General features: G+C 71.2%; 21 protein-coding genes and 1 pseudogene. 16 read left to right on the forward strand and 6 right to left on the reverse strand.

Going from position 1 to position 24,067, the window contains the following annotated elements:
- Positions 1-4: 4 nt before the first annotated feature.
- On the reverse strand, positions 5-1,198 hold the full coding sequence (xylA, locus tag G3T37_RS13755; RefSeq protein WP_163474484.1) for a xylose isomerase: 1,194 nt from the start codon (positions 1,196-1,198) through the stop codon (positions 5-7).
- A gap of 78 nt (positions 1,199-1,276) precedes the next feature.
- Here xylA and G3T37_RS13760 point away from each other — a divergent pair, with 78 nt between their 5' ends.
- The 10 genes from G3T37_RS13760 (at position 1,277) to G3T37_RS13805 (ending at position 11,380) form a co-directional block, all read left to right on the forward strand.
- On the forward strand, positions 1,277-2,518 hold the full coding sequence (locus G3T37_RS13760; protein ID WP_338401274.1) for an ROK family protein: 1,242 nt from the start codon (positions 1,277-1,279) through the stop codon (positions 2,516-2,518).
- A gap of 62 nt (positions 2,519-2,580) precedes the next feature.
- Positions 2,581-3,495, forward strand: a complete 915-nt coding sequence (locus tag G3T37_RS13765) for an undecaprenyl-diphosphate phosphatase (RefSeq protein WP_163474486.1) — start codon at positions 2,581-2,583, stop codon at positions 3,493-3,495.
- Positions 3,496-3,654: 159 nt separating this feature from the next.
- Complete coding sequence (locus G3T37_RS13770) at positions 3,655-6,240, forward strand: CDP-glycerol glycerophosphotransferase family protein (protein ID WP_163474487.1); 2,586 nt, start codon at positions 3,655-3,657, stop codon at positions 6,238-6,240.
- A gap of 110 nt (positions 6,241-6,350) precedes the next feature.
- Positions 6,351-8,024, forward strand: coding sequence for an FAD-dependent oxidoreductase (locus G3T37_RS13775; RefSeq protein ID WP_163474488.1), 1,674 nt, complete (start codon positions 6,351-6,353; stop codon positions 8,022-8,024).
- Entirely contained in the window at positions 8,021-8,323 is a 303-nt protein-coding gene (locus G3T37_RS13780) for a rhodanese-like domain-containing protein (RefSeq protein ID WP_163474489.1), read from the forward strand. Before G3T37_RS13775 ends, G3T37_RS13780 begins: the two co-directional genes overlap by 4 nt.
- 3 nt (positions 8,324-8,326) lie before the next feature.
- Positions 8,327-8,710: a rhodanese-like domain-containing protein gene (locus G3T37_RS13785; protein WP_163474490.1), complete on the forward strand. Its 384-nt coding sequence runs from the start codon at positions 8,327-8,329 to the stop codon at positions 8,708-8,710.
- An 89-nt stretch (positions 8,711-8,799) separates the two neighbouring features.
- On the forward strand, positions 8,800-9,075 hold the full coding sequence (locus G3T37_RS15040; RefSeq protein WP_163474612.1) for a metal-sensing transcriptional repressor: 276 nt from the start codon (positions 8,800-8,802) through the stop codon (positions 9,073-9,075).
- A 445-nt stretch (positions 9,076-9,520) separates the two neighbouring features.
- Entirely contained in the window at positions 9,521-9,661 is a 141-nt protein-coding gene (locus tag G3T37_RS13795; RefSeq protein ID WP_163474491.1) for a hypothetical protein, read from the forward strand.
- On the forward strand, positions 9,658-10,437 hold the full coding sequence (locus G3T37_RS13800; protein ID WP_338401275.1) for a cytochrome b N-terminal domain-containing protein: 780 nt from the start codon (positions 9,658-9,660) through the stop codon (positions 10,435-10,437). Before G3T37_RS13795 ends, G3T37_RS13800 begins: the two co-directional genes overlap by 4 nt.
- A 1-nt stretch (position 10,438) precedes the next feature.
- Positions 10,439-11,380, forward strand: a complete 942-nt coding sequence (locus G3T37_RS13805; protein WP_194241659.1) for a hypothetical protein — start codon at positions 10,439-10,441, stop codon at positions 11,378-11,380.
- 19 nt (positions 11,381-11,399) lie between these two features.
- Here G3T37_RS13805 and G3T37_RS13810 read toward each other — a convergent pair whose 3' ends face one another.
- Complete coding sequence (locus tag G3T37_RS13810; protein WP_163474492.1) at positions 11,400-12,047, reverse strand: methyltransferase domain-containing protein; 648 nt, start codon at positions 12,045-12,047, stop codon at positions 11,400-11,402.
- A gap of 36 nt (positions 12,048-12,083) precedes the next feature.
- On the reverse strand, positions 12,084-13,184 hold the full coding sequence (locus G3T37_RS13815; protein WP_338401276.1) for a zinc-ribbon domain-containing protein: 1,101 nt from the start codon (positions 13,182-13,184) through the stop codon (positions 12,084-12,086).
- 82 nt (positions 13,185-13,266) lie between these two features.
- On the opposite strand from G3T37_RS13815, the gene G3T37_RS13820 reads away from it, so the two are divergent.
- Complete coding sequence (locus tag G3T37_RS13820) at positions 13,267-13,914, forward strand: histidine phosphatase family protein (RefSeq protein WP_163474493.1); 648 nt, start codon at positions 13,267-13,269, stop codon at positions 13,912-13,914.
- Between the two features lie 119 nt (positions 13,915-14,033).
- Complete coding sequence (locus G3T37_RS13825; protein ID WP_163474494.1) at positions 14,034-16,034, forward strand: S53 family peptidase; 2,001 nt, start codon at positions 14,034-14,036, stop codon at positions 16,032-16,034.
- 39 nt (positions 16,035-16,073) lie between these two features.
- Here G3T37_RS13825 and G3T37_RS13830 read toward each other — a convergent pair whose 3' ends face one another.
- Together G3T37_RS13830 and G3T37_RS13835 are read right to left on the reverse strand one after the other, a co-directional pair.
- A complete protein-coding gene (locus G3T37_RS13830; RefSeq protein ID WP_163474495.1) occupies positions 16,074-17,309 on the reverse strand; it encodes an MFS transporter in 1,236 nt (411 codons plus the stop codon).
- Between the two features lie 4 nt (positions 17,310-17,313).
- Complete coding sequence (locus G3T37_RS13835; RefSeq protein ID WP_163474496.1) at positions 17,314-19,248, reverse strand: APC family permease; 1,935 nt, start codon at positions 19,246-19,248, stop codon at positions 17,314-17,316.
- 220 nt (positions 19,249-19,468) lie between these two features.
- Here G3T37_RS13835 and G3T37_RS13840 point away from each other — a divergent pair, with 220 nt between their 5' ends.
- The 4 genes and pseudogenes from G3T37_RS13840 (at position 19,469) to G3T37_RS13850 (ending at position 22,744) form a co-directional block, all read left to right on the forward strand.
- Positions 19,469-20,026, forward strand: coding sequence for a hypothetical protein (locus G3T37_RS13840; protein ID WP_163474497.1), 558 nt, complete (start codon positions 19,469-19,471; stop codon positions 20,024-20,026).
- Positions 20,027-20,060: 34 nt separating this feature from the next.
- Positions 20,061-21,110 carry a type III polyketide synthase gene (locus G3T37_RS13845; RefSeq protein ID WP_163474498.1) on the forward strand — a complete coding sequence of 350 codons (1,050 nt, stop codon included), beginning with the start codon at positions 20,061-20,063 and terminating at the stop codon, positions 21,108-21,110.
- A gap of 50 nt (positions 21,111-21,160) precedes the next feature.
- A pseudogene (locus G3T37_RS15045) lies at positions 21,161-21,619 on the forward strand (isoprenylcysteine carboxyl methyltransferase family protein); the annotation flags it as partial.
- A 39-nt stretch (positions 21,620-21,658) separates the two neighbouring features.
- Complete coding sequence (locus G3T37_RS13850; protein WP_338401286.1) at positions 21,659-22,744, forward strand: NAD(P)/FAD-dependent oxidoreductase; 1,086 nt, start codon at positions 21,659-21,661, stop codon at positions 22,742-22,744.
- Here the strand turns inward: G3T37_RS13850 and G3T37_RS13855 are convergent.
- Positions 22,700-23,845 (reverse strand): bifunctional 2-methylcitrate synthase/citrate synthase, encoded by a 1,146-nt coding sequence (locus tag G3T37_RS13855; RefSeq protein WP_163474499.1) that lies wholly within the window; start codon positions 23,843-23,845, stop codon positions 22,700-22,702. The two genes, G3T37_RS13850 and G3T37_RS13855, sit on opposite strands and share 45 nt — an antisense overlap.
- Between the last annotated feature and the right edge of the window lie 222 nt (positions 23,846-24,067).

Below are 24,067 nucleotides of genomic sequence, written 5' to 3' on the forward strand. Positions count from 1 at the left end.
GCGATCAGCCCCGAGCGCCCATGAGGTGCTCCGTGGCCAGCTGCTGGAGCCGCACGAAGCCGAAACCGCGGCCGTTGAAGTAGGCGCCGGAGTCGAATTCCTCGTAGGAGGCGGGGTCGGCGAGGAGGGCGTCGTAGCTCTCGCCCTCGCCCAGGGTCGGCTGCGCGAGCTCGAACACACGGGAGGCCTCGAGCGCCTCCTGCACCTCCGGGTCGGCGCGGAAGGCCGCGGTCCGCTCCTTGAGCAGCAGGTAGGTGCTCATGTTGGCGGAGGCGGAGTCCCACACGCCCGTCTCGTCCTCGGTGCGCGACGGCTTGTAGTCGAAGTGGCGCGGTCCGTCATAGCTCGGGCCGCCCGCCGGGCCGCCGTTCTCGAGCAGGTCGACGAGCGCGAAGGCGTTGTGCAGGTCACCGTGACCGAAGACGAGGTCCTGGTCGTACTTGATGCCGCGCTGCCCGTTGAGGTCGATGTGGTAGAGCTTGCCCTGGTAGAGCGCCTGCGCGATGCCGGAGGCGAAGTTGAGCCCGGCCATCTGCTCGTGCCCGACCTCGGGGTTGACGCCGACCAGCTCGGGGCGCTCGAGGGTCTCGATGAAGGCCATCGCGTGGCCGACCGTGGGGAGCAGGATGTCACCGCGCGGCTCGTTGGGCTTCGGCTCGATGGCGAAGCGGATGTCATAGCCCTTGTCGGTCACGTAGTCGCCCAGCAGGTTGACCGCCTCGCGGTAGCGCTCGAGCGCCTGGCGGATGTCCTTCGCGGCGTCGTACTCGGCGCCCTCGCGGCCGCCCCACATGACGAAGGTCTTCGCGCCCAGCTCGGCGGCGAGGTCGAGGTTGCGCAGCACCTTGCGCAGCGCGAAGCGGCGCACCCCGCGGTCGTTGGAGGTGAAGCCGCCGTCTTTGAAGACGGGCGCGCTGAACAGGTTCGTCGTGACCATCGGGATGATGAGACCCGTGTCGGCGAGCGCCTGCTTCAGGCGGTCGATCTGGGTCTGGCGCTCCGCATCCGTCGATCCGAAGGCGAACAGGTCGTCATCATGGAAGGTGAGGCCGTAGGCGCCGAGCTCGGAGAGCTTCTCCACCGCGTGCACCACGTCGAGGGGAGCGCGGGTGGGTCCGCCGAAGGGGTCGGCCCCGTTGTAGCCGATCGTCCAGAGTCCGAACGAGAACTTGTCCGCGCGAGTGGGGGTGGGAGCCATGGGAGTCATCCTTCAGCGTCATTGATGATTTGTTGTTCCGACAAACATATCACTCGAAATCCTCCCGCGCACCCCCTCGTGTCGGGTAACCTCGGCAGCTATGACGTCTGGAAGCCGCGACCGAGCGAGTCGCCCGTGACCCCGGCAGAGGCGGCGAAGACGCTCGGCAACAGCAACGATCGCGTGCGCGTGCATAATCTGTCGGTCGTGCTGCGGCTCGTGCACCGCACCGGCGGCGTGCCGCGCTCCTCGCTCACCCGGCAGACGGGGCTCAACCGCTCGACCGTCGCCGCCCTGGTGGGCGAGCTCGTCGAGCGCCAGCTCGTCGTCGAGGGCGAGCCGGATGCCCGCAATCAGGTGGGGCGCCCCAGCCCGATGACCCTCCCCGGCGACCGCCCCGTCGGCATCGCGGTGAACCCCGAGATCGATGCGATCACGGTCGGCGTGGTCGGCCTCGGTGGTCGCGTCCTCCGACGGGTGCGACGCGCGACCGCGGTGATCCCCACCGCCGAACAGGCCGCCGAGATCACGGCTGACATCGTCGCGGAGCTGCGGGCCGAACTGGAGCCGGCCCACCGCGTGTTCGGCATCGGGGTCGCCGTTCCCGGGCTCGTGCGCGTCGCCGACGGGCTCGTGCGCCTGGCCCCGCACCTCGGCTGGGAGAACCAGCCCTTCGCCGCGATGCTCGCCCGGGCGACGGGCCTGCCCGTGCGCGCGGCCAATGACGCGAATCTCGGCACGCTCGCCGAGAGCACCTTCGGGGCGGGGCGGGGCGTCTCCGACTTCATCTACCTCAACGGCGGCGCGAGCGGCATCGGTGGCGGAATCCTCGCGGGCGGGGAGCTTCTCTTCGGCGCGGACGGCTACGCGGGCGAGCTCGGCCACACGATCGTGACGCGCAACGGCATCCGCTGTCACTGCGGCGGCGCCGGCTGTCTGGAGACGGAGGTTCGGCGGGAGCCGCTCCTCGAGCTGCTGGGTCTCGACGATGCCGACGCGGATGAGCTCGAAGCCGCGCTGCTCGCCTCCGACGACCGCGCCGTGCTCGCGGAGGTGCATCGCCAGCTCGACCACCTCGGATTCGCGCTCGGCAACGCCATCAACGCGCTCAACCCGCGACTCATCGTGCTCGGCGGCTTCCTCGGATCGATCTCGGCGGCCGAGCCAGACCACCTCGACCGCGTCGTCGCCGCGGGACCGCTCAGCGCCGCGCGGGGCCAGCCGTCGATCGTGCCGACCGAGCTCGGAGCCTCGCTCCTCATGATCGGCGCCGCCGAGCTCGCGCTGGAAGCCGTATTGGAAGATCCGACCCTGGGCTGAGGCCGCGTACAGGAACGGCGGCACGGCCCTGCCGCACGCCTCGGCCTCGGTAGCCTGCTGGGATGACCACACCCCTGAGCTATCCCGAGGCCATCATCATGGGGGCCGTGCAGGGCATCAGCGAGCTCTTCCCCATCTCCAGCCTCGGCCACGCGGTGATCATCCCCGCCCTCGTCGGCGGACAGTGGGCGAGCGACCTCTCCGTGTCGGCGCCCGAGTCGCCCTATCTCGCCTTCATCGTCGGCCTGCACGTGGCCACCGCCCTCGCGCTGCTCCTCTTCTTCTGGCGCGACTGGGTGCGGATCATCGGCGGATTCGTGACGTCGATCCGGTACCGGAGGCTGTCGAACAGCTCGGAGCGGCTCGCCTGGCTGATCATCCTCGCCACCATCCCGGTGGGAATCATCGGGCTTCTTCTCGAGCACACCTTCCGGACGGTACTCGGCACGCCGCTGCCCGCCGCCGCGTTCCTCGCCGCCAACGGCGTCGTGCTCCTCGTGGGCGAGCTGGTGCGCCGCCGCGGACTGCGCACCGCGGAGATCGCTGAGCGAACCCGCGCCGAGAGCGGCGACGAGCGGGACGAAGACGTGATCCTCGGCACGATGAGCATCCGGCGCGGTGTGCTGATCGGAACGGTGCAGAGCGTGGCACTCCTCCCCGGCATCAGCCGCTCGGGCGTGACGATGGTCGCCGGCATGGCGGCCGGCCTCACGCACCGGGAGGCGGCCCGCTTCTCCTTCCTGCTCGCGACCCCGGTCATCTTCGCCGCCGGACTGCTCAAGCTGCCCGACCTGTTCGGGCCGCTCGGTGCGGGCATTCACGGTCAGGTGCTCGCTGGGAGCGCCGCCGCCTTCGTCTGCGCCCTGTTCGCGGTCGCCTTCCTCGACCGCTACTTCCGCACGCGCACGCTCATCCCCTTCGCCGTCTACTCCCTCGTCGCGGGCGTCGCGTCGTTCCTGGTGCTGCTGTTCCGCTGACTCCGCGGGGGCGGGTGGTGTGACCCGCCCGCGGGCTCGTGTCGCTCCGCGGGCGTGATTCGTTTCGCGCCGCGAGCGTGGTTCGTTGTGGAACCGTTGTGGCAGCGGGCCTGGGCGTCGCACGGCTCGCAGTAGGTTGGGGTGCATGGTGGTTTTCGCGTGAGGCGTGCGTTCCTCAGGCGCTTCCGACAGATCACCCGGGCGCTGCAGTACGAGCTCGTCGCGGTCACCCGGCGGGGCGCCCTCCGACCGCGCGCGGTGCTGTACGAGTCGTTCGCCGGCAACGGCGCCCTGTGCAATCCCGAGGCGATCTTCCGCGAGTTGCTGCGCGCCCCCGACCTCGACGACCTCCTGCACATCTGGGCGCTCGACCCCGCCTCCAGCCATGACCCGATCCTGCGCGAGTTCGCCGACGATCCGCGGGTGCGATTCGTGCGGCGGCGCTCCGTCGCCTACTTCCGCGCGCTCTCCACGAGCGGCTACCTGATCAACAACGCGACCTTCCCGCCCGAGTTCGGCAAGCGGCCGGGCCAGGTCTACCTCAACACCTGGCACGGCACCCCGCTCAAGCTCATGGGCTACGACATGCCCAACGGCGCGATGGAGGCGGCCAACACGCTCCGCAACTTCGTCGCGGCCGACTACCTGCTGTCGCAGAACCCGTGGATGACCGACACCATGTACGCCTCGGCCTACAAGCTCGACGGCCTCTACCGCGGGCTCGTCATCGAGGAGGGCTACCCCCGCGTGGACCGGCAGGTCATGGACGATGGGGGCGTCGCCGCCGCCCGCGCCGCGCTCGAGGCCCGCGGACTCAGCATCGGCGACCGCCGCATCGTGCTCTACGCGCCCACCTGGCGCGGCACGACCTTCAACCGGGCCGCCGACAACGTCGAGGAGCTGCTCTCGACGGTGCGCGAGGTGCAGGGTCGGCTGGGATCCGATCGCCACGTCGTGCTGCTCAAGACCCACCAGATCGTGAGCCGGTTCGCGGGCCGGATCCCCGAGCTCGCGCGAATCCTCGTTCCCAACGACATCCCCACCAACGTCGTGCTCGGTCTGACCGACACCCTCGTGACCGACTACTCCTCCATCTTCTTCGACTTCCTCGGCACCGGTCGCCGGATCCTGTTCTACGCGCCCGACATGGGCGACTACTCCGATGTGCGCGGCACCTACTTCCCGCCGCAGGAGTGGCCGGGCGAGGTGTGCACGACGGCGGCGCAACTGGCCGACGGGGTGCTGGCCGAGGCGGAGGACGCCGCCGTCGCCGCGCGGCGGGCGGACTGGTCATCCCGGTTCGAGGACGGCTCGCGCAGCGACAGCGCCCGACGAGTCGTCGACATCGTCTTCCGCGGGCAGCGAGACGGCTACCGGGTGCGATCCCTCGCCTCGGATGACCGGCCCTCCGTGCTCATCCACCTGGGCGGCATGCGTTCCAACGGCATCACCTCCTCCGCCCTCAACCTGCTGTCCGCACTCGGCGAGGAGAACGTCGACGTCTCCGCCACCTTCGCCTCCCCGCGCAGCGCGCAGCAGATCGCGAACCAGGCGCTCATCCCCGCTCATGTGCGGCAGTTCCCGCGCCAGGGCGGAATGAACGGCAGCAAGCTGACGGCCGTGCGGCGCAAGGCGGGGGAGTGGTCGGCGGGGACGAGCATCCATCGCACGATCCCGGCGCAGAGCGCGATGTGGGACGCCGAGTGGATGCGCTGCTACGGCGACTCGCACTTCGACGCCGTCGTCGACTTCTCGGGGTACTCGCCCTTCTGGGCGACCCTGCTGCTGCACTCCCCGGACGCGGTGCACGCGATCTGGCTGCACAACGACATGTCGGCGGAGGTGGGCCGGGCGCGCGCGATGAAGCGCAACCTCCCCGCGGTGTTCGGCTTGTACCCCGACTTCGACGCGCTGGTCTCCGTCTCCCCCTCCCTCTCCGACATCAACCGTGAGGCGCTCGCCGGCTCGCACATTCCGGCCAGCCACTTCCGATCGGCGCGCAACCCGCTCGACGCGAGCCGCGTGCTCGCGGGGGCGGGGGAGCGGATCATCGACTTCCCCGAGTTCGTCGAGCCGGCGCTGGGTGCTGCGGCCGCGTCGGGCGCGGGAGCCGGGACGGCGACCGGGACCGGGTCAGGCGTCGCGGCGGCAGGCGTGTCGGAGCCCGACGCCGGCGTGCGGGTCGTGCCGGCGTGGGCGCACGAGCTCTCCGACCCCGCCCGCGAGACTGTCTGGTTCGTCACCGTCGGGCGTTACTCGCCCGAGAAGAACCAGGCTCGCCTGCTTCGAGCCTTCGCCGCGGTGCACGCCGAGCAACCGCACACGCGCCTGCTGCTCGTCGGCTACGGGCCGCTCGAGGCGGAGCTCGACGCGCTCATCGAGAGCCTCGGCATCGAGAACGCGGCCTGGACGGTGGGGCCGTTCGCCAACCCGTTCGCGATCATGGCCGCGGCCGACTGCTTCGTGATGTCGAGTGATTACGAGGGGCAGCCGATGGTCATTCTCGAGGCGGCCGCCCTCGGCAAACCGATCGTCTCGGTCGAGTTCGCCTCGGTGCGCGATGCCCTTCCCGACTCCGACGGCGCACCGCCCTGGGTCGTGGAGCAGACGGATGCGGCGCTCGCCGACGGCCTGCGGGCCTACCTTCGCGGCGAGGTGCTGCCCACCCATCTCGACCCGGCCACCTACAACCACACCGTGATGGGCGAGTTCCTGCGCGCGGTCGGGGCGCTCGGCGAGCGGTGACGCGTGGCGCCCGCGAGGGCGCGCTGCGGGCGTCTCGGCCGGAACCCCGCTGCCGCACCTGCCGCCGCACTCCCAGCGGGCTCACATACCCCCTGGGGTATCCTGAAGGTATGAACGTGCCCCTCACCGTCGTCATCGTCGGGGGTGTTGCGGGCGGGATGTCCGCCGCGACCCGCCTCCGACGCCTCGACGAGAACGCCCACATCATCGTCGTCGAACGCGGCGACTACGTGTCGTACGCCAACTGCGGCCTGCCGTACTACGTCGGCGGTGTCATCGAGGATCGCGACTCCCTCCTCCTGCAGACCCCGGAGGGGCTCGCGGCGCGCTTCCGCCTCGACGTGCGCACCGGCCACGAGGTCGTCGCGATCGACCGCGACGCGCAGACGGTCACCATCCGCCCCACCGGCACGTCGCAGACCGCGGAGCAGCACTACGACCGGCTCATCCTCGCCGGAGGGGCGACCAGTACCGAGCCCCGCACGGGCGGCATCCCCTCGTTCTCGCTCCGCACCGTCGACGACGTCGACCACATCACCCGCGTGCTCGGGTCGCTCCCCACCGCTCCCTCCGCGGTCGTCATCGGCGGCGGCTTCATCGGGGTCGAGGCGGTGGAGAACCTCGTGCGGCGCGGCGTGAGCGTCACCGTCGTGCAGCGCGGGCCGCATATCCTCTCGCCGCTCGACGTCGAGCTCGCCGCTCTCGTGCAGGAGCGCGTGGCCGCGGCCGGGGTCGAGATCCGCACGTCCACGACCGTGACCGGGGTCGAGGATGACCGGCTGCAGCTGAGCGATGGCACGAGCATCCGCGCCGACGTCGTCATCGACGCGACCGGCGTGCACCCCGACACCTCCCTCGCCCGCGCCGCCGGCCTGCGGATCGGCGAGAGCGGCGGCATCTGGGTCGATGCTCAGCAGCGCACGAGCGACCCGCTCATCTACGCCGTCGGCGACGGCACCGAGAAGACCGATGCGGTCGGCGGCGGGGGCAGCCTCATCGCCATGGCGGGGCTCGCCAACCGCCACGGACGCGCCGCAGCGGACAGCATCGCCGGCACCGCGACCCCGGCTGCGCCCGCGCTCGGAACCGCGATCGTGGGACTCTTCGGCCAGACCATCGCGAGCGTCGGCTGGAGCGAGTCGCGCCTCGTGGCCGCGGGCCGAGCGCACCGAGTCGTGCACACGCATCCCGCGTCGCACGCCACGTACTACCCCGACGCCGAGACCATGCACATGAAACTTCTCGTCGACCCCGGCACCGACGCCATCCTGGGCGCGCAGATCGTGGGCGGGGAGGGTGTCGACAAGCGCATCGACGTGATCGCGACCGCCATGTCGGCGGGACTCACCGCCTCCGCGCTCAGTCGGCTGGAACTCGCCTACGCTCCCCAGTACGGCTCGGCGAAGGACGCGATCAACCAGCTGGGGTACGTGGCCGAGAACGTGGCGACCGGCGTGACGGAGACCGTGCAGTGGCACGAGGTCGACCTCGCCCAGGAGCTCGGCGAGCTGATCGTGGATGTCCGGCGCGAGGACGAGTACGACGCCGGGCACATCCCCGGCGCGCTGAACATCCCGCTCGACGAGCTGCGCGACCGCCTCTTCGAACTGCCCGACACGCCGTTCATCGTGCACTGCCAGGTCGGGCAGCGCGGCCACACGGCGGCCCGGCTTCTCACCCAGCACGGCTTCAGCGTGCGCAACCTCGACGGCGGCTACCTCACGTGGCGCGCCGGCACCTCCCTCACCCATCCCCACCCCCGCATCCAGAGGAGCACCGTATGAACCAGATCACCGTCACCGAGCTCGCCGCAGCGCCCGGCGCGACCGTCATCGACGTGCGCGAGCCGTTCGAGTTCGTGAGCGGCCACGTGCCGCAGGCCGTCAACATCCCGCTCGGCAGCCTCATCGAGCGCATCGGCGAGCTTCCCGCCGATGAGACCCTGTACATCATCTGCGAGGCGGGCGGGCGCAGCGCGCAGGCGGCGCAGTACCTCGGCGGACTCGACTACGACGCCGTGAACGTCGTGGGCGGCACGGGCGCGTGGCGAGCCGCGCAGCTGCCGGTGTCGACGGAGGCCTGAGCCATGGGCATCCTGAATCGCCTCTTCGGTTCGCGCCCGGCCTCCATCGATGGTGCCCGTGCGCGCAGCATCGTCGACGCCGGGGGCATCCTGGTGGATGTCCGTACCGACGCCGAGTGGGCCGCGGGCCACGCGCCCGGCGCCCGGCACATTCCGCTCGACCAGGTCGACCGCGCGGCCAGCAGCCTGCCCGACGGTGTGCGGATCGTCACCATCTGCAAGTCGGGAGTGCGGTCGGCGTTCGCCGCGCGCACCCTCGCCGCGAAGGGCTTCGACGTGTCGTCGGTGCGCGGCGGAATGCGTGCGTGGAGCGCCGCCGGTGGCCCGGTCGTGACGGGTCGGGCGCGCGGGGTGGCGGCCGGCGCGCCGCGACGGGAGCGGTCGTGAGCGGCGAGGGGCCGGCGGCTGCGGCGGGCTCGACTGCGGGATCGACTGCGGTGGGCGCGGTGGCGGGCTCGACTGCGGGCTCGACTGCGGTGGGCTCGGCGGCGGCCACGCCGGATCGCGCGGCGGAACAGCGCGTGGTTCTCAACCGCCTGAGGCGTGCCCAGGGGCAACTCGCGGCCGTGATCGCGGCGGTCGAGTCGGGCGCCGGGTGCAAGGATGTCGTCACCCAGCTCTCCGCGGTGTCGAGTGCCGTCGACCGTGCCGGCTTCGTCATCGTGTCGAGCGCCATGAAGCGGTGCCTCGGCGACGGCGACGAGGAGCTCACCGTCGACGAGCTCGAAAAGCTGTTCATGTCGCTCGCGTAGGGGCGCGCCCATTCTTGTCCCCGCGAGTTGGCACTTTTTGTCCAACTTGCGGCGCCCGCAGGGGAAAATCGCCAACTCATCGCGCCCCGCGCGACGAGTTGCGCCCCTTTGTGCAGCGAAACGAGGGTGCTGGCGGTAGTCGAGCCGCGCGGCGGAGTGCCGAGCGGCCACGGCCGCGCGGTCTCCGCAGTGGCCTGCGCGCGATCATCCGACCGGTCGCCTGCCTCCGCCGCGCACGCCTGCACCGGCCGCGCGGCCCTCCCAGCGGGACAAATTTGTGCAACATGCGGCGGAGGCGGGCTCTGGTTGCCGATTTGGCTGCTCGCGCACACGTTGTGCGACAAAAAGTGCCAACTCGCGGGGTCTCGCTGAGTGCCAACTCGCGGGGTCGCACGAGGGACCAATGGCACTGTCCGCGCCCGCGCGGGGCGGGCAGGCTCGCACCGTGAACACTTCGAGTGACATCTTCCTGACCTGGGGCGTATTCGGCATCCAACTCGGCAACCTGATCGTGATCGTCGCGATGCTCGCCGTCTTCGTGCTCGCCCTCGTGCTGCCGTTCCCGGGAAGCCGGGGCCGTAAGTGACCGCCGTAACGCCGGGCCAGGAGCGCGCCGCCGCGCCGACCGCGACCTCAGCCGCGACCGCCACCCCAACCCCAACCGCCACCGCCACCGCAACCCCAAGCCCAACCGCAACCCCGACCCAGCCCCCCGCCGCCGAGGAAGACCGCACCTGGACCGGCCGCACCCGCCGCTGGCTGCTCGGCAAGCTGCCGCCCGACAAGCTGCTGCCCAACACGCAGCCGAGCTACGTCGCCTCCTGGATCTACGTGCTCGGCATGGGCGCGATCGGCTCGCTGCTCTTCATCATCGCCTCCGGCGTCGTGCTCTCCTTCAACGGGCCCACCTGGTACCACGTCTCGGCACTCGGTCACTTCGTGAACAGCGTGCACCTCTGGTCGGTCGAGCTGTTCTTCTTCTTCATGGTCGTGCACCTGTGGGGCAAGTTCTGGATGGCCGCCTGGCGCGGCAAGCGCGTGCTCACCTGGATCACCGGCGTCGTCTCCTTCGCGGTTTCCATCGTGGCGGGCTTCACCGGGTACCTCGTGCAGACCAACTTCGACTCCGAGTGGATCTCCTTCCAGGCCAAGGATGCCCTCAACGCGACCGGCATCGGTGCGTGGTTCAACGTCACCAACTTCGGCCAGATGTTCATGTGGCACATCCTGATCCTGCCGATCGGCGTTCTGGCGATCGTCGCCTTCCACGTGGTGCTCGTGCGCGTGCACGGCGTCGTTCCGCCACTCGAGGCGAGCGAGACGGATGCCCAGCTCACCCACCCCGACACGACCGGAGAGTGACATGACCAAGCACGACAGCACGCACCGCGACGACCTCGACGCTCGCCCCTGGGCCGGCCGGGTGCGCGAGTACGACCTCTTCAAGGAGCTCGCCATCGGCGTCGGCGTGGTGGGAGTGCTCGTCCTCGCGCTCGCCGCGATCGTGGGATCCCCCGACGACAAGACGATCACCCTCAAGACGTGGGCGACGGCGGCCCCCGCCGACTTCATCGCGACCGCGACCGGTGAGCTCGCCGGCACGACCGACACCGCGGGCTACGGGCCGCCCTACACGACGACCGCGGGCGCGACCCAGACGCTCGGGCCGATCGACCTCCAGTCGATGTCGGGTACCCGCCTGCCCATCGACACGGCGAAGGATCTCGTGATCACGCCGCTCACCACGCTGGGCGCTGCAGCGGATGCGCGGGCCACCTGGGCCGCGGCATCCGACACCCAGCGCACCGACTGGGCCACCGCGTACGGCGAGGCGCTCGCGAAGGCCCCGAAGGGCGACCCCGCGAAGGTCGCCGCGGGCGACTACGGGCCGGTGCCCGAGTTGACCGCGACCCTCCAGGCGGAGGCGGTCACGGGCGGCGTCGACGGCGCGATCCAGCAGGAGGGCGGCGTATTCAACTTCGACTACACGCGCACGATCCTGTTCCTCGGCGACGGGCAGTACTTCCCGGGCCTGGCCGCGGGGATGCACCTGACGGGCGACCAGTGGGGGATGATGAACGAAACGGGCAACTACCCCGGGCAGTCCTGGCTCTGGTTGTTCTCGTTCTGGTACCAGCTGCCGGTCATCGGCGACCTGCCGAATGCCGACCTGGTCGTGGTGGGGCTGATGGGGCTGCTGACTCTCGCGCTCGCGCTCGTGTCGGTCATCCCGGGTCTGCGCGACCTGCCGCGGCTCATTCCGCTGCACCGGCTCGTCTGGCGGAGCTACTACCGCCAGCGCTAGCGGGCGGGCGCCGGCTCACTCACGGTCGGCGAGCAACGAGGAGGGTGTCCACCGAGGCGCCCTCCTCGTCCGGCTTCTCGGGGTCGGCGGCGGCGTCGCGGAGCAGCGACTCGCAGCGCTCCACCACGAGCCCCGCGCCGAGGGCCGCGTCGCGCAGCAGCGCCGGCGTCCAGAGCACGGCGGGATCGGCGGGGCCGTGCCCGCCCGCGGCGACGTTGTCGACGTCGTGGCCGATCATGACCACCGTGCCACCGGGCGCCAACCAGCCCGCGATTCGCTGCAGCAGGGCGCGGATCGGCTCGTCCCCGAGGTGCAGGTAGGTGACGGTCACGAGGTCGAAGCGGTCATCGGTCGCCCAGTCGAGGATGCTCGCGCACACGAACTCGGGCGCGACACCCGCCTCCTCCGCATGCTCGCGCGCGATGGCGAGCGCCTGCGCCGAGAAGTCGACCGCGGTGGTCTGCCACCCGTGCCGCGCGAGCCAGATGGCGTTGCGTCCGTCACCGGTCGCGATGTCGAGGGCGCGCCGCGGCGCCGCTCCCGCGGGCGGCAGGCCGGTCACGATCGCGCGCAACTCGGCGTGCGGGTGGCTGACCCAGAGCGAGCCGTGGTGGCCGCCGTGCGCCTCGCGGTACCGTTCATCCCACTCGGCACGGACGTCGCTCACCGGCACTCCCTCGTCAACACTCGCAGTCTCGCCAATCTACGCGGTCTCGCGGCGGGTGGTCGCGCGGTCGGTCGCGGGGTCGGTCGTCTCGCGATCAGGGGCATCGCGCATGACGCCCCCTGCGGTCGCGGCGCGTTCCCGCAGGTACGACTCGACGATGAGGTCGCCGGCGATCTCGCGCATTCGATCGATCACCTCCTCGATCACCCGCTTCGTCACCCCCGACGCCAGCACGTCGTACGGCCCCAGCGCCTGCAGCTTGCCGCAGCGCACCCGGATGACCTCCCACCCGGCCGCGCGCAGCAACCTGTCTTTGCGCCGGTCCGTCTCCTCGCGCCGCCCTACGTGTTCGAGTCCGTGCCGACCCGTCGTGTCGTATTCGATCGCGATCCGAAGCTCGGGAAACACGATGTCGGGCCACACCTCGAGATGCTCGAAGAAGGGCCGGGCGACGCGCACCGCGTTGACCTCTGAGGGAATGGGGAGGCGCTCGCCGAGGCGCTGCCGAAGCTCGCCCTCGGCCGCCGACGCCGGCTTCGGCGCCCAGACGCTCTCGAAGGCCTCCCCGACGGCGACCCGGTCGGCGCCCGCGCGCGCGTGGCGGCAGATCGGGCACCCGCCGGCCCGCCGACGCCCGCTGCCCCGCGGGTGACCGCAGGGGTAGGGCGCCACCCGGTCGCGCGCGACCGCCGCCGGCCCCGCCGGCGACGCCTGCCCCGCCGTCGCCGTCCGCTCCGCCGCGCCACCTGCGGGCGTCACTGCGACCGCCGCCCCGCCCGCAGCACCGTCGCCGCCGGTCTCGACGCCGGCCGCCGGTCGCCGGATCCGCGGCGGCGACGCCAGGATCGCGCACTCCGGGCACCAGGTCGAGCGCCGCCGCTCGCCGCCGGGTCGCCCGCGCTGCTCCTCCGGCGTCGCCACGAACAGGTGCCCCACATCGCACTGCCAGGTGAGATACACGTCGGCGGCGGGCGGCACCTGCGTGAGGGTGATGCCGCGGTTGAACTCGGGGTGGTACTGCCTGATGAGCACGGGGTAGCGCTGCCAGTCGTCGCGGTACCGGCCGACGGGGTAGGGCACGAGCATCCCCTTCGATCGCTGGCGGCGCGCCCACCATCGCTCGACGTTCTCGGTCACGGCCCCTCCCTCGCCCCGCAGGCTACGCCGCGCCACCGTCACGCGCGGCACCCTCCCATCCGGCGGTCGTAGGCTGGCGGCGATGCGACTGCTACTGATCAGACACGGCCAGACGATCGACAACGTGCGCGGGGAGCTCGGCACGGTCATCCCCGGGCCGCCCCTCACCGATCTCGGCCACGCGCAGGCGGAGGCCCTGCCCGCGGCGCTCGCCGAGGAGCGCATCGAGGCGATCTACACCTCCGTGATGCAGCGCACCCAGCTGACCGCGCGCCCGCTCTCGCGGGCCACCGGCGTGCCCACGACCGTCATCGAGGGCATCCACGAGATCTCGGCGGGGGAGTACGAGGCGCGGGCCGACCGCGAGGCGATCCACGCCTATCTCGCGACGATCTTCTCCTGGTGGGAGAGCCTCGAGGGGCGGCTCCCTGGCGGTGAGAGCGGCGCCGAGTTCTCCGAGCGGTACACCCGCGCGATCGACACCATCGCGTCGCGCCACAGCGGCACGGTCGCCGTCGTCAGCCATGGTGCCGCGATCCGCACCTGGGCCTCGTGGATCGCCCACAACGTCGACGCCGAGTTCAGCCGCGCCCACGACCTCGCCAACACGGGCGTCGTCGCCCTCGAGGGATCGCCCGCCGCCGGCTGGGTCGTCACCGAGTGGGCCGGCGAGCCGGTGGGCGGCCCGCAGTGGGATGACCGTCTCGCCGCCGACCCGATCGGCCACTGATCCCCGGCCGAGCTAGGTCTACTTTTCGGTCTACCCCTCTTGTGGTGACAATGTCTCGGGGTTAGCGTCGAGGAAGTGCGGCCACGACGCCGCATTTCTCCGTTCGGAAGGGTCATCACATGACAACTGCTCCACGCCGCACGCGGGCCACACGACGGGCCGCCGCGGTCATCGCGATCGCGGCCTCCGTCGTGGGCCTCTCTCTGACGGGGGCGTTGCCCGCCTCCGCCGCCTCCTCGCGCGTCTCGTATCACGACTCGGTTCCGAGCTGGGCGAAGAGCGCGAACGACTCCGGCACCCCGGCCGCCGACACCTCCGTCGAGGGCGAGATCTACCTCCCCCTGCGCAAGGCGACCGTCGCCAAGGCCCTCGCGATCGCGATCTCCACGCCGGGCACGAGCAGCTACCGCAAGACGCTGAGCCCCTCCGACTTCTTCTCCCGCTTCTCGCCGAGGCAGTCCGATCTGGATGCCGTGGTCACCTACCTGAAGAACGCGGGCCTCACGATCACCGCCGTGCCGAAGAGCCGGCTGTACGTCGTGTTCCGTGGCTCCGCGGATGCGGTGAACGCCGCCCTGGCGACCTCCCTGCACAACTACCGCTACGCCGGCCACACCCTCCTCGGACCGTCGAAGGCCCCGTCGCTGCCCGCCTCCGTGGCGAGCAAGGTCTCGGGCATCAGCGTGGACCAGTCCCGCCTGCTCACGCGGCCCGATCTGGTGAAGCGCGGTGGATCGGCGAGCGCGACGGCGAGTTCCGTTCAGGCGAAGACCGCGGCTCCGAAGGCGACGCCGGTGGTGGATGCCCCCTGCTCGACGTACATCGGTGAGCACACGGTGACCGTCCCCGAGGCCTACGGCTCGACCTCGTTCCCCACCTTCAACTGCGGCTACACGCCCGCGCAGCTGCGCTCGGCCTACGGCCTGAAGGCGCTCAGCGCGGCCGGAGTCAACGGCACGGGACAGACCGTCGCGATCACCGACGCCTACGCGTCGCCCTCGATCGTGCGCGACGTGAACACCTACTCGAAGGCGCTCGGCGAGCCAACCCTCCGCCCGGGTCAGTACACGCAGATCGTGCCGAAGTCGAGCGACTTCAAGGACCAGGCGGCCTGCGGGTTCCCGAGCGGATGGCAGGGTGAGCAGACGCTGGATGTGGAGGCCGTGCACGGACTCGCACCGGGGGCGAACATCCTCTATGTCGGCGGCTTCAACTGCGGCGGCGGCCTCGATGTCGCCACCTCGACGATCCTCGACAACAAGCTCGCCACCATCGTGAGCAACAGCTGGGGCAACATCGGCGAGGCCGTTCCGCAGGACGTGCTGGAGGGCGAGACCAACCTGCACATCCAGGCGGCCGCGGAGGGCATCGGCCTCTACTTCTCGAGCGGTGACAACGGCGACGAGGTGGCCGATCTCGGCATCGTGTCGCCCGACTACCCGGCCTCCTCGCCCTTCGTCACCTCGGTGGGCGGCACGAGCCTCGGCATCGACAAGAACGGCAAGATCTCCTTCGAGACCGGCTGGGGCGACGCGCTCGACAAGATCGTGAAGGACAGCACGGGTGCCCTGAGCTACTCGACCCCGCTGCCCGGAGCCCTGTTCGGCGGCGGCGCGGGTGGCGGTGCGAGTGCCTACTTCACCGAGCCCACCTACCAGAAGGGCGTCGTTCCCTCGTCGCTCTCGGGCGGGTTCCGGGTGTCGCCCGACATCTCAGCGCTCGCCGACCCGTACACCGGCTTCTCGATCGGGATCCGGCCCATCGTCGACGACACGACGCTGCGCACGGGTGCGTTCGAGAACGACACCTACGGCGGCACCTCGCTCGCCTCGCCGCTCGTCGCGGCGCAGATGGCGATCGTGCAGCAGGCGACGCACCACACGATCGGGTTCGCCAACCCGACGCTGTACGGGCTCGACAAGGTGGCGCCGTCACTGTTCCGCGACGTGGTTCCGAACACGCAGGCCCTCGTCTACACGAGCGCCTACAGCGGTAACAGCTACCTGGTGAGCCTCGGCAACGATACGAGTCTCACGACGACGAAGGGGTACGACGATGTCACCGGCATCGGCGGCCTGACCTTCGGTGCGCTCACGGCGATGGCGACCGGCAGGCACTGATCGACGCGCGGGTGGGGTCGTCCGCGACCCCGCCCCCGCTCACTCCGCGGCGGCGCCCGTTCCTCTGGTTCGGGTGCCGCCGTTCGTCGTCTGCACGGGGATCCGCCGGGGCAGCACGAGGATGCTCGTCGCAAGGGTGACCGCCGACGCCACGATCACGACCAGCGGCAGCGCGCCGACCCCCGCGGCTCCGACCACGAGCCCCGCGAGGGCGGTCCCGCTCGCGATGCCGACGTTGATGGCGCTGATCGCCCACGCGTTCGCCTCGGTGAGGTGCCGCGGATCACTCGCCGCCTGCACCCAGCCGAACACGCGACCGAGCGCGGGAGGCAGCAGGAGGCCGGCGACGAGGGCCGCGACGAGCACCACGGCCGCGGGCATCCCGGTGGCCGCGAGCGGCAGGTAGAGCACGCCGAGCAACCCCGCGAGGAGGGCGATGCGGCGCTCGGGCGACGCGGTGCCCGGGCGCAGGGCGCTGACGGTCGCGCCGATGAGGGCGCCGAGCGCGTTGGCGGCGAGGGCCCAGCCGGCGAAGTCGGGGAGCCCCGCGCGCTCGCCGTAGGCGGTGACGACGATGGTGAGCACGCCGACCGGCAGCCCGATGCCCACGAGCACGGCGACGACGCGCCGGAAGCGGGCGTCCCGCAGGGGCGAGCGGCGGGGGATCGCCGCGAGGGCCGGTCGCTCGGGGCGGTACTCGCGCGACAGCCGGTGCGCCGCGAAAGCGACCGTGCCGAGGAGCCCGAGCGCGGCGGCGAAGAACACGTTCCCCGTCGACCCGAAGGCGGCGATGCCCGCGACCGTGAGCAGCGGACCCGCGATGAAGACGAGTTCCTGTGCGCCGGCATCCAGGCTGAACGCGGAGGCGAGCGCTCGCGGCTCGCGCACCATCACCGGCCAGAGCGTGCGCAGGGCGGGTTCGAGCGGCGGGGTGAACGCCCCCGCGAGCACGGCGCCCACGACGGCGACGGCGGGAGCCGCCGGCGTGGCGACGGCCATGACGACGAAGCCGCCGGTGGCCACCACCGCGGCGGTCGCGAGCACGACGGTCTGCCCGGACCGGTCGATCCAGCGGCCGAGCGCGGGCTGGCCGACCGCACCCGCCACGATGTACGCGGCGGTGAGGATGCCCGCCAGCCCGAACGCGCCCTCCTGAAGCCGCACGAGCTGCACGATCGCGAGCGCCGCCATCGCGGTCGGCAGGCGCCCGACGAGCGAGCTCAGCAGCAGAGGGACCGCACCGCGGGCGCGCAGCACGGAGGCGAGCGGACTCACGCGGTCAGCTGACGTGCACGGAGGGTCGGCGCTTCACGTCGCGCTCCGACTCGCGCAGCACCTCGCGGGTCACGGGGGCGACCTCGCCGCCGCCGGTCACGAGGAAGCGCAGCATGTTGGAGATCGGGTTGCCCTCGGTCCACTCGAAGTAGATGGTCGGCACGACCCCGGTCTCGTCGCGGATCGCCAGCAGTACGGCGGCCAGGGTGTTGGGGATGTTGCCGCTGCGCACCTTGAGAATGCGGTAGCCGTGCTTCTCCACACCGTGCACCAGCAGGTCCTCCTCGAAGTCGGAGGAGTCGGCGGGCCAGACCTCGAGGAAGATGGTGCGCGACTTCTGCGGGATGTGGCTGTAGCGCCGTTCATCCATGTTCTTCTTGCGGTACTCCTCCAGGGTGCCGTCGTCGGGCTCATTGGCGATCAGCCGGATCGCGCCGTGGGCGGCGTCGGAGTGGATGAACTCGAGCGCCTTCTCGTCGAGCTCGACGGATGTCGCCCGCAGCTGGAACGAGCGCTGCACCCGCGAGATGAGCGAGACGCCGACGATGCCGATGATGAACAGCGTCGCGATGCGGATGCCCTCGGGCTTCTCGTAGATGTTGACGACCGTCGTATAGATGAACACGAGCGAGACGGCGGCGAAGGCGATCATGAGGCCGCGCTGGCGTCGGCGGCGGGCCGACAGCGTCACGGCGACGGAGGCCGAGGTGATGAGCACGAGCACGCCGGTGGCGTAGGCACCGCCCTGAGCATCCACGCTGGCCCGGAAGGCGAGGGTCACGATGAAGGCGATGGCGGTGAAGACGAGCACGAGCGGTCGCACCGCGCGCACCCAGTTGGGCGCCATGCCGTAGCGCGGAAGGTAGCGGGGCACCAGGTTGAGCAGCCCGGCCATCGCGGAGGCGCCCGCGAACCAGAGGATCGCGATCGTGCTCACGTCATACGCGGTGCCGAACGCCGGGCCGAGGTACTGGTGGGCGAGGTAGGCGAGGGCGCGGCCGTTCGCCTGACCGCCCGCACGGAACTCGGACTGCGGGATGACGAACGTCGTCACCAGGCTCGAGGTCACCAGGAACACGCTCATGATGATGGCCGCCGTGGTGAGGAGCTTCTTCGCGCCCCGGATGCGGCCGGTCGGGTTGTCGTCGGTGTCGCCCGGCTTGCCCGTGATCTGCGGCATGACCGCGACACCCGTCTCGAAGCCGGAGAGGCCGAGGGCGAGTTTCGGGAAGACGAGCAGCGCGAACCCGACCACGAGCAGGGGATTGGAGTGGTTCGCGCTGAGGGCGGACCACCAGTCGGTGACCACCACCGGGTGCTGGAACACCTGCACGAAGGAGACGGCGATGACCACCACGTTGAGGGCCAGGTAGAGGCCCACGAGCACGATCGCGATGCCGACCGCCTCGCGGAACCCGCGCAGGAACACAGCGCCGAGCAGCGCGATGAGAAAGAGGGTGATGCCGATCTCGTTGCCGTGGAACCAGCTCGGCGCGAAGGGATTCTCGATCGCGTGCGCGGAGGCGTCCGCCGCCGACAGCGTGATCGTGATCATGTAGTCGGTGGCCGCGAAGCCCAGCAGCACGAGCACGAACAGCTTGCCCGCCCACCACGGCAGCAGGCGCTCCAGCATCGCGATCGAGCCGGACCCCTTGAAGCTCTCGGCGGCCACGCGGCGGTAGACCGGCAGGGCGCCGATGAGGGTGAGGATGACCAGCACGATGGTCGCGAACGGCGAGAGCAGCCCCGCCGCCAGCGCCGCGATCGCCGGCTGGTAGCCGAGGGTGGAGAAGTAGTCCACGCCCGTCAGGCACATGACCTGCCACCACGACGAGGTCTTCTCGGTCTCCTTCACGTGCGGGCCGGAGTGCACCCCCGTGCTGTGCACGAGTCCCTCGAGCAGCCAGCTCCGTACGCGGCCGGCCTTCGTCGACGCCATTCGAGTCCCTTGTTCCGTGCGCCTGGGCGCGTTCACGACTTCCATTGTGGCTGCTCGCGCTGTGAGTGGTGTACCGGCGGGGCGGCGAGGCACGGGTATCCACCCCGTCGACCGCCCACCGCGCACCCCCGAACGGGCGACTTGTTCGCGAGGGACCCTCGGCTAGTGTGAGGGGAACATGCGCGCGACGCCTGTGCGCGCCACTCGAGGGGACCAGACCGTGACCGACTCCTACGCTCCCGTGCACCAGTCCGACACGGTCGTGCGCGGCGCGCTGTTCGCCGCCATCATCATCCCCGTCGGGGTCGTGGTCTGGACCATCGTCTGGAGCTGGGGCATCGTCGCGTCGATCGTCGCGCTCGGCATCGCCGTCGCGGCCGGCTGGCTCTACCGCAAGGGGGCGGGTCGGATGACCACCGCCGGTGCCGCCGTCATCGCTGGTGTCGTCATCGTCACGCTCCTCCTCTCCTTCTTCGCCGGCGTCGTCTGGGATTTCGCGGGGGCGGTCGCCCGCGAGACGGGCACCTCCACCTGGGCCGCCTTCACCTCCCCGCAGTTCTGGCCGCTCTTCTCCCTCAACCTGCCGCTCGTGCTCAAGGCGGATGGCACGAGCCTGCTGCTGGCCGCCGCCTTCGGCGCCCTCGGATCGTTCCGCACGATCAGCGCCGGGTTCAAGGCGGCGCGCGCCGAGGCCACCTCGACCGCGATGTTCGGCGAGGCCCCCGCGGCCCCGCAGCCGACCGGCTCCGAGGACGTTCCGCCGTCCGCCTCGCACTGACCGCGGGCGCGTCACCCCGTGCTACGTTCGGGAAATGACGCGCATCGCAGCGGTCGCACCGGCGCTGCCGGTGCATCGCTACACCCAGGCGGAGATCACCGCCGAACTCACCCCGCTGCTCGCGCACAGTGACGGCCACCGCGCCGTGCTGGCGCGGACGCACGGCAACACCCGCATCGACACGCGTCACACCGCGCTCCCGCTGGAGCGCTACCGCGGCCTCGGATCGTTCGGCGAGACGAACGCGCTGTTCATCCAGCTCGCGACCGAGCTGTGTGCGGAGGCGCTGACCACGGCCCTCGACTCGGCGGGGATCGCGCCCGCCGAGGTCGACTTCATCCTCTTCACCTCGGTCACCGGCATCTCGGCGCCGTCCATCGACGCACTGCTGGTGGCGCGGCTGGGGCTGCGTCCCGACGTGAAGCGCCTGCCGTCGTACGGGCTCGGCTGCGTGGCGGGGGCGGCGGGCATCGCCCGCGTGAGCGACTACCTGGTCGGGCATCCCACGGAGGTCGGCGTTCTGGTGGCGGTCGAGCTCTGCTCGCTCACGCTGCAGCGCGGCGACGCGAGCATGGCGAACTTCGTGGCGACGGGGCTCTTCGGCGACGGGGCCGCCGCCGTCGTGCTGGTCGGGGATGACCGTCCCGAGCCCGGCCCGACCGTGCGCGACACCCGCAGCGTCACCTATCCCGACAGCGAGGGGGTGATCGGCTTCGTCGTGGGCGAGACGGGGTTCGAGATCATCCTCACCGCGGAGGTCGCGGAGGTGATCGGGCGGCACTTCCCGAGTAACGTGGCCTCGTTCCTCGCCGACAACGGTCTCGGCATCCACGACGTCGACGAGTGGTTCGCGCATCCCGGCGGACCGCGCGTGCTGGAGGCCTTCGCCGACGCGCTGCGGCTCGGCGACGACGCCCTCGCGCGCAGCTACCGCTCGCTCGCCGCGGTCGGCAACCTCTCCTCGGTCGCCGTGCTGCACGTGCTCGCCGACGGCTTCGCCGAGCCCCCGGGCACGACCGGCCTGCTCTTCGCCGTCGGCCCCGGTGTGAGCGCGGAGTTCGTGCTGCTGGAGTGGCCGCGGTGATCGCCTTTCTCGTGCTCATCCTGGCGACGGGCGCGGAGCGGATCGTCGAGATGGCGGTGTCGGCCCGCAACGCGCGCTGGGCCTTCGCGCACGGGGGTCGTGAGTACGGTCAGCGGCACTTCCCGTGGATGGTCGCTCTTCACACCGGGATGCTCGTGGGCGCGCTCGCCGAGGTGTTCGGGTTGCACCGGCCGTTCATCCCGGTTCTGGGCTGGCCCATGCTCGCGATCGCTCTCGCCTGTCAGGCCGCCCGCTGGTGGATCATCGGCACCCTCGGCCGCCAGTGGAACACGCGGGTGATCGTCGTGCCCGGGCTCGGTCGTGTCACGCGCGGACCGTACCGCTGGCCGTGGCTGCGCCACCCCAACTACATCGTCGTCGCGGTGGAGGGGGTGGCCCTTCCCCTCGTTCACGGCGCGTGGATGACCGCCCTCAGCTTCACCATCCTCAACGCGGTGCTCCTGCTCGCGTTCCGCATCCCCACCGAGGAGCGCGCGCTCGCGGCGCTCACGCTGCCCCCGGCGGGATCCGCCGGCCCCACGCGACTCGTGGTCATCGGTGCCGGTCCGGTCGGACTCGCGGCGGCGATCGAGGCGCGGCTCGCGGGCCTCGACGTCGTGGTCGTCGACCCGCGCCGGGACGCGATCGACAAGGCCTGCGGCGAGGGGCTCATGCCGGGGGCGCTGCCGCTGCTGGAGCGGCTGGGGGTGCGGGTGGGCGGTCATCCGCTCGCCGGGATCACCTATCGGCAGGGCGCGCGCTCGGTCGTGCACCGATTCGCGGGGGCGGGCGGCAGGGGTGTGCGACGCACCGAGCTGCAGTCCGCGCTGGCCGCGCGCGCCGACGCGCTGGGCGCGGAGCGGGTGACGGCGACGGTCACGACAGTCGAGCAGACGGTGAACGGTGTGGAGCTGGGGCTGCGGGTCGGCGCGACGGTGCTGAGTCACCTCGCGGACGGCACCGCAGTGCGCACCGACCCGCCGGCCGTGCTGCACGCCGACTACGTGCTCGCCTGCGACGGTCTGCACTCGCCCACGGCGCGGATCCTCGGCCTCACCCTCCCGAACGAGCGCGGCGGCGGTGCGTTCGGTCGCTACGGCATCCGTGAGCACTATGCGATGCCCCCGTGGGGTGACACCGTCGAGGTGTACTGGGGCGCCGACGCGGAGTTCTACGTGACTCCGGTCGACGACAGCACGGTCGGGGTCGCGATGCTGGGGGCGCGCGGCATCGAGTTCGAGGAGGCTCTCGCGGGCATCCCGGAACTGGCCGATCGGCTGCGCGGCGCACTGGTGGCGAGCACGCGACGCGGTGCCGGACCGTTCCGCCAGCGCACCCGGGCTCGCACGGCCGGGCGGGTGCTGCTCGTCGGGGATGCCGCCGGGTACGTCGACGCGATCACGGGGGAGGGGCTCCGGCTCGGCTTCGCCCAGGCGGGGGCCGCGGTGCGGTGCGTCGCGGCGGGTCGACCCCGCGATTACGAGCGGGAGTGGCGGGCGGCGACGCGCGACTTCCGGGTGCTCACGAGCGCCCTCGTCGCGCTGGCCTCCGGCCCGCTCCGGGGGATGATCGTGCCGCTCGCCGAGCGACTACCCCGCGTCTTCGGAGCCGTCGTCGAGCGTCTCGCTCGCTGACACCTCGCGCTGTTCCGGCCCCACGTACTCGCTGAGGGGGCGGATGAGCGCGTTCGACTCGAGCTGCTCCATGATGTGCGCGGTCCAGCCGGTGATGCGGGCGGCCACGAACAGCGGCGTGAAGAACTGCGTGTCGAAGCCCATCAGGTGATAGGCGGGGCCGCTCGGGTAGTCGAGGTTCGGTTTGAGGTTCTTGGCGGCGAGCATCCCTGCCTCGAGCCGGTCGTAGATCGCGAGGAGGTCCGGTCGGTCGTACTCGGTGATGAGGGTGTCGAGTGCCGCCTTCATGGTGGGCACGCGTGAGTCGCCGTTCTTGTAGACGCGGTGGCCGAAGCCCATGATCTTTCGCTTCTGGCCGAGTGCGACCTCGAGCCAGGGGTCGACCGCGTCGACGCCGCCGATCTCGTCGAAAATGTGCATGACCGCCTCGTTCGCACCGCCGTGGAGGGGGCCTTTCAGCGCGCCGATCGCTCCGGTGACGGCCGAGTACAGGTCGCTGAGCGTGCTCGTGATCACGCGCGCGGTGAAGGTGGAGGCGTTGAAGGAGTGCTCGGCGTACAGGATCATCGACACGTCGAAGGCGTTCACGACGACCAGGTCGGGCAGCTCGCCGAAGGTCATGTGCAGGAAGTTGGCCGAGTAGCCGAGGTCGTCGCGGGGTTCGACGAGGTCTTCGTCGCGGCGACGCCGCTGGTCGTAGGCGATGATCGACGGGATCTGCGCGAGAAGCGCGGTCGACTTGCGCAGGTTGCCGTCGCGGCTGGAGTCGTCGGCGTGCGGGTCGGCCGCGCCGATCGCGCTGACGGCGGTTCGCAGCACGTCCATGGGGTGCGCGGTGGTCGGCAGCTCGTCGACGATTCGCTTGACGACGGGGTCGAGGTGGCGCAGCGAGCGCTCGAGCGTCTCGAACTCGGCACGCTGCTCGGGCGTCGGCAGCTCCCCGTACCAGAGGAGGTACGCGACCTCCTCGAACGAGCATCGCGCCGCCAGCTCCTGCACGGGATACCCCCGGTAGAGCAGGGAGTTGGTCTCGGGATTGACCTTGGATATCGTCGTCGTGTCGACGACCACACCAGCAAGGCCCTTGTGGATTTCGCTCATGTCGCTCCTCATCGTGCGCGCGGGATTGCCGCGACTCTCACCGTAGCGCGCGGGTGCGTCGGGGCGTACCCCGGGGCCGGCCGCGCCGCGCGCCCCCGCCCGGCCCGCGCCGCCCCTCCCTCGCGCCGCCCTCACCCCGCGCGCCCTTACCCCGCGAGTTGGCACTTTTTGTGCAACTTCGCGCGGCTCGGGCCGCTAATCGACAACCGAACGGGCTCGGCC

The sequence above is a fragment of the Galbitalea soli genome (genome assembly GCF_010686725.1).
GTDB classification, from domain to species: Bacteria; Actinomycetota; Actinomycetes; order Actinomycetales; family Microbacteriaceae; genus Galbitalea; species Galbitalea soli.